The 5,856-nt window shown below is 35.8% G+C and carries 5 protein-coding genes and 1 pseudogene; 4 read left to right on the top strand and 2 right to left on the bottom strand.

Annotation, left to right across the window (positions count from 1 at the left end):
• Nucleotides 1–920: 920 nt before the first annotated feature.
• Nucleotides 921–1,811 (top strand): copper amine oxidase N-terminal domain-containing protein, encoded by an 891-nt coding sequence (locus tag AC1TPC_RS26665; protein ID WP_482069749.1) that lies wholly within the window; start codon nt 921–923, stop codon nt 1,809–1,811.
• A 138-nt stretch (nt 1,812–1,949) separates the two neighbouring features.
• On the opposite strand, the pseudogene AC1TPC_RS26660 reads toward AC1TPC_RS26665, so the two are convergent.
• A pseudogene (locus AC1TPC_RS26660) lies at nt 1,950–2,255 on the bottom strand (SpoVR family protein); the annotation flags it as partial.
• Between the two features lie 1,188 nt (nt 2,256–3,443).
• Here AC1TPC_RS26660 and AC1TPC_RS26655 point away from each other — a divergent pair.
• From AC1TPC_RS26655 to AC1TPC_RS26645, 3 genes are read left to right on the top strand one after another with little or no spacing between them, the layout of a single operon-like run.
• Nucleotides 3,444–4,211: a hypothetical protein gene (locus tag AC1TPC_RS26655; protein WP_482069748.1), complete on the top strand. Its 768-nt coding sequence runs from the start codon at nt 3,444–3,446 to the stop codon at nt 4,209–4,211.
• A 22-nt stretch (nt 4,212–4,233) separates the two neighbouring features.
• On the top strand, nt 4,234–4,875 hold the full coding sequence (locus AC1TPC_RS26650; protein WP_482069747.1) for an ABC transporter ATP-binding protein: 642 nt from the start codon (nt 4,234–4,236) through the stop codon (nt 4,873–4,875).
• Nucleotides 4,872–5,549 carry a hypothetical protein gene (locus AC1TPC_RS26645; protein WP_482069746.1) on the top strand — a complete coding sequence of 226 codons (678 nt, stop codon included), beginning with the start codon at nt 4,872–4,874 and terminating at the stop codon, nt 5,547–5,549. The genes AC1TPC_RS26650 and AC1TPC_RS26645 overlap by 4 nt, the downstream gene beginning before the upstream one ends.
• Before the next feature lie 92 nt (nt 5,550–5,641).
• Here the strand turns inward: AC1TPC_RS26645 and AC1TPC_RS26640 are convergent.
• Nucleotides 5,642–5,856: hypothetical protein (locus AC1TPC_RS26640; RefSeq protein WP_482069745.1), on the bottom strand; the 215-nt coding region annotated here is incomplete at its 5' end.

Here is a 5,856-nt window from a genome sequence, read left to right as displayed (position 1 = left end):
AATCCATGCTTGACGACGTTGTTCTCTCGTGGTCATGTGGCAACCTCCTTCATTGGGTTGCCTTCATTTTCTCATGAATGGTTTGGACGTTGAAGGTGGGCTGGATTTGACGCTTACATAAAAGAAAAAGACTACTAAACAATTGTTTTGGACATACGCAGATTCCTCCCCTTTGATGTCGTAAACTAATGATTCCATTCAGTCTTTGATAATCCTGCTTTTAAGGTTAATTCAAGGAAAATGTAAGATTGGAGAAAGAGTGGTACGGTATGATAAAAGCGAGGGAACGAGGAGGAATGTTTTTGCGATTGTTGGAATTATTGAGCCTATTCCCAAATTGGGAATAAAAAAGCCACCATTTATGCTTATGAACTCTGAATCATTCTTTGCTAGTCGCCGCTTCTGCAATGGATGGAAGGGACCAGTCCAATAAACCATATCCGGAAACGCGTGTTTCAGATTCCCAAGGCTGATCCCGAAAAAACTAGCGGAACCACTATTATAGAAATGGTTAAAAGTAAAAGAACCAAGTTCTATTTTTACTGCAGAAGAACTTTTCGAAATAACTTACAAGGTGTTGTTTTGTTATATGTGTACAGTCATGGAGTGTAAATTGAAAATTTTACGTGAATATGAAACATACTGTTACCAAGTCATTTATTATTTAGTGCAAAATGAGACCCAAGCAGTAATAGCAACAAGACGAGTTTTACTCTTGATTTATAAAAACAATTCTTTCTTTTCTATGTCTGACATAATGAAACGTAAAGAGATTCGAGGAATTGCTATAAAGCAGGCAATACAAGTCTTAACTGCCTAAGATAACAAAGGTCACGAAAACTCGCGGCTGCGTATTCGGAAATGTAGAGCAACTTTATACTAATAACAAGCGTCTATGAACGAAAGAGGAGGCTATAATTGTGAAAAAGTGGATAAAAATAGCAGCAGTCGCATTAACGGTGGCAGGAGTATTGTCAGCTGGTACGACCAGCATGGCTGCGCCAGCGCAGCCGTCAAAAATGTTTATTAACGGAGTTTACCAAGAAGATGTATTGGTTGTAAACGACAGAACGATGGTTCAGCTTCGAGCCTTTAACGACCCTAAATCATTTGTTTACTCCTATGAGACAGCAACAAAGACAATAATCATTAATAATCCGGTTCAGAAAATGACGGTGCATCTAAAAAATGGTTTGAAAACAGCGGAAGTAAACGGGAAGAATGTAAAGTTGGATGCACCTGTTACCGTGAAGGAAGGGCGGACTTACATCCCCGTTCGTTTTGTAACCGAGACGCTCGGAGGTAAAGTTGATTATGACAGCGGAGCAAAACATATCATTGTCCGGACCCCAACGGGCGAAGAGCAGTTTAAAACACTGAAAAACGGCGACCTTGCCAAAGCGCGGGCACTTGCGATTAAGTTGACTCGGATAAGTAACGGCACAGAGATCGCGCCTTATGGCGAAGGTTTCACTACAACATACAGGTTCCCTAAAGGGGAAGCGCTTCGCTATTTTATTTCGTATAAAGGTTTAGAAACTTATGTGGAAATCAACGCTAAGGGCATTGCTGAGATTAAGTGGCAGAAGGACACTTTGGGCGAAAATGGCGAAGCAGGCAAGGAGCCGAAGCCGTTTGGCGAGTCGGTTACTTTCATGGATAACTTTATGGCAGATATGTTGACCTATGGATCAGTGGACAGCACGGGTGAATATACGGAGCTAGGTGTCATTAATCGTTATGCTGACAAAGAATATGCGAATGTGATCATTATGCCTATTGATGGAGAAACACGAACGGATGCAAGATAGGAAAAAGGAAATAGCGGTGCAGGACAAGCGAAGAAGGATAGCTATGAGGAAAGCAAACCAGCATTAGCGATGGTCGCAGAAACATCCGAGGTGTACGGCAATGAGTAAGAAGAATTCGAAGTCGAAGGAAGAGTCGTTGAAAGGGAAGGCGCCATTTGCGCGAGAATAAGCGAGCTGATCGCGGATGTTTTCCCACGATTTATCGGTAATTTTCCATTCGGGACCTTTCTTTTCGAATACATACAGGTCCAGTTCTTTCACCAAATCTTTCGTTAGACAGTTACGGATGAAGGATACATCAGGATCTTGTTCTCTAACCTCGAACATTTTCTCTCGTCCACGTCCTGGAACTCGACCGTAACGATCTCGTTCTTCCTGGGTTGGATTGTCCCACAGTTTCCCGATATCCTCGAAGATCTTTAATCCCAGGTAGTAAGGATTTAATATGCAAATATCGTCATAAGGTGAAGACGCAACTGTCGGAACAGACGGCTGACGTTTCTTCAAGGAGGAGAGATCCATACTTCATTTCGTATTCACTGATCCAACGATTTCTCTCACTAACATCTATAAAGCCGATGGATCGATCAATATAAAGTAGCTAATAAGCATCTTACGTTCTGGGCTAAAAGGAAATGATCCAGCGTTGGACTGCAAAATCACTGGTTCTATTGATCCGAAATGGGTAAAATAATATTGGTACATCCCGAATTCGGGACGTACCAATAAGTAAAAAATTTTAATACATGAGAGGAACTTTTGAATGGAGTTAAAAAGGGCAGTGATCATGCAATTTATTTTAATGGTAAATAAACTAAACTTCAAGCTAGGGTTTTCCATAATGATGATATATTCTGTAGGTGTTTACTTACTGAACGTATATTCAAACATAGGTATGGATATTTCTTCGATTTATTCAGCTGATTCTTTTTATGCTGGAAATTCATATGGACCTTACTTCCAATATCTTGTATCAATCTTTCCCTTTATTGTAGTATTTCCTTTTTCATTTTCATATCTCAATGATAAAAGTGTGAAAATCCTTCCGTTTTTACAGACAAGAATGGGGACTAACTATTATTTTTCTAAACTAATCACAACTTTTCTTGGTGGATTTATTATAATTTCTATTCCATTTAGTATTAATATTCTATTGAATTTAATTACATTTCCCGAAAACCTCAATACCTATTTTGGATTTTATAATAGCATAAACTATATTAGTGATTTGACAGGACAAAATGTTATAAAGGACTCTTACGGACGCGGTATACCGTTTTTAGGTCTGTATGTAACTAATCCTTTTGTTTACAATGTGTTGTATCTATTTTTATTATCTATGTTATCCGGGCTATTAAGTATATTCTCTTTAGCATGTTCGTATTGGATTAAAAATTTCAAAGTTCTTGTTTTTATACCGGTATATCTTCTGGTATTTGTCTTTGATACAGCTGATTTTTATTCATTTAATTCCTTTAAATATCTAAATACTGACTTATTTGATTATGTGACAATCGATACTACGTCGGGAAAAAGCTCGGCATTCTATTTGATTTTTTACATAACTATTTTCTTTTTTTCAATATTTAGAACATATCAGGTCAGTAGACATGACCAGATTTAGGGGCAAATATGATTAGAAGCAAAATGCTATTCAAAATATTCTCAATAGTACCTGTGATCGTGTTCTACCATATTATGATCTTCTCTTCTTCAACACAAATAGATGTACCAATCAAAACTATGATCGCAGAAATGATTTTTGGAAGTTTACATATTGGTAATATTAAATCCTATACTTTGTTAATTGATAAGTTGTTTTATATTCTGCTCTTTAGTATGTTATTTGGAACTTTCATATATAGAAACTTTTTGGTCGGGAGTGAGTACTTGTTCTCGAGATTAGGTAACAAAAAGCAATGGGTCTATAAAAAATCTATTGAATTATTTATTGTAGCTGCTTGCTATACTTATCTATTCTTAGCTACTATTCTCCTACTGTGTCTATACCGATCCAACTATGGATTGGATGCTGCAACTATAAAAATGCTTATATTTTTATGGATTACGATTACATTATTTCTTAATTTAGTAACGTTATTGATTAACTTCTTAGCTATCCGTTTTAGTAGCAATATTGCCTTTCTTAGTATATATATTGTTATCATGATCCTAGTTACACTTTCATTGAGTATGCGTTCAGTTTCAATCTTTATTGAAAATCCTTATTTACTTTTGCTTAACCCTGTTGCAACGATTATTTTGAACATGATGGAAAACGATTTAATGCATGTTACTGCTATTCTCTATTTTATTCTTTTGAATGGATTAGTAGTTGTGATTGGTGCTAATTATATTAACCAGATGGATATTGCGTTAATAGACAATGAGAGTATTTGATTGAGAAAGGTAGTTGAATTAATTGCCACAAATTACAACCCATAACCTCTGCAAAAATATAAAAGGGACTCAAGTTTTAAATAATATTAGTATTTCATTGGAAAGTGGACAAATATACGGATTTGTTGGTAAAAATGGTTCTGGGAAAACAATGCTTTTCCGTGCTTTAAGCGGTTTAATTAAACCTACAACAGGTAAGATTTTTATCAATGGAAAAGAACTACATAAAGAAATACACTCAGTTAAGAATATAGGAATTATAATTGAAAATTCAGGGCTATATCCTGAATTTACGGGTTTGAAAAATCTTCAACTACTTGCAAAAATCAATAGAATAGTTGGAACTGAAGAAATAAAAGATGCAATTATAAGAGTAGGACTTGATCCAGAGGATAAGCGTACAGTTAGGAAGTATTCGCTAGGTATGAAACAGAGAATCGTCATTGCACAAGCAATTATGGAAAAGCCAGATTTTCTTCTACTTGATGAGCCTACAAATGCTCTTGATGAAAGTGGTATTGAACTAGTACGGACAATTATTAAAAAGGAGTCTGAGCGTGGTGCTTTAGTTTTGCTAGCAAGTCATAGTAAAGAGGATATTGAGCGTCTTTGTGATAAGAGAATTTTTATGTTTAATGGTAATCTGAGTGAAGGTGAACTATGATGAAACGCTGGATTATTTTTCAACTTTTAATAGTCGTGGGAGCTTTAGTTATTGGTCAACTTTTGAAAACGACATTTAAAGATGAGGGACTTTTAAATCTTAAGAGTACAAAAGACGCATTCTCTTTAGAACATGGTATTGATTACGTATTTACAGAAAATGATTACACAAGTTTTATAGATTATGAGAGCACTTATGTTGATAGTGTGAAAAGTGCCTCTTTAGTAGTTATAGCAAAACCTACAGGAAATATTACTCAACAGCATTTTAGTTTGGGTCAGGAGATAATGATAGAAAAAGTAATTAAGGGGGATATGAATATTGTTAATAATACGGCATTCGTTTATGGACTGCATGGTTTTACAATAAAAGAAAAAGAAACACAACCTACTTATTATTCCACTAAGAATTTAATGAAGCCAGACCATCAATATCTAGTATTTTTAACTTCTTTACAACTAAATAAACATCCAAAGAAAGATAGTTATCTACTTGTGGATTCATTTTTCAGTTACCTTGATTTAACTAGCAATAATTCTGAAATTACAAATGCTTTAGTAAAGAACTTGAAGTTCTCTGATTTACAAGAACTTGAGTTTTTTTCAAGCTCCCAGAAAACTTTGATTCAAATACTTAAAATAAAGAAACAGATTATTCATGATAATGGTTTGTAGAAGAGGGAAATAAGGTCCGCATGCAGAATAGCATTGCGGACCTTTGCGTTTTGGGGATGATAAGAACTCGTGCTCAGGAATGCTTCGACGAGTCACTTCTGCGCTTCTTTGGCTGTTCCTCCACATTCAAATTTCTCAGAAAAAGAACGTGTGAGAATGTATTGAGAAAAAAGTCTGTAATAGCCTCTCAGAATTAGATGGGGGATTCCAGTGGTGATGCCAGAATAGTTATGAAATGGCGCTGGAAAATATGGAAGATGAAAACCAGTTTCAAAAAAGGCCAGACTCCACCAATTTTCCAACCGGG

It is taken from the genome of Paenibacillus sp. Y280 (assembly GCF_056786335.1).
Note: the sequence above shows the minus strand (reverse complement) of the source record. Positions and strands in the feature narration are given on the sequence as shown.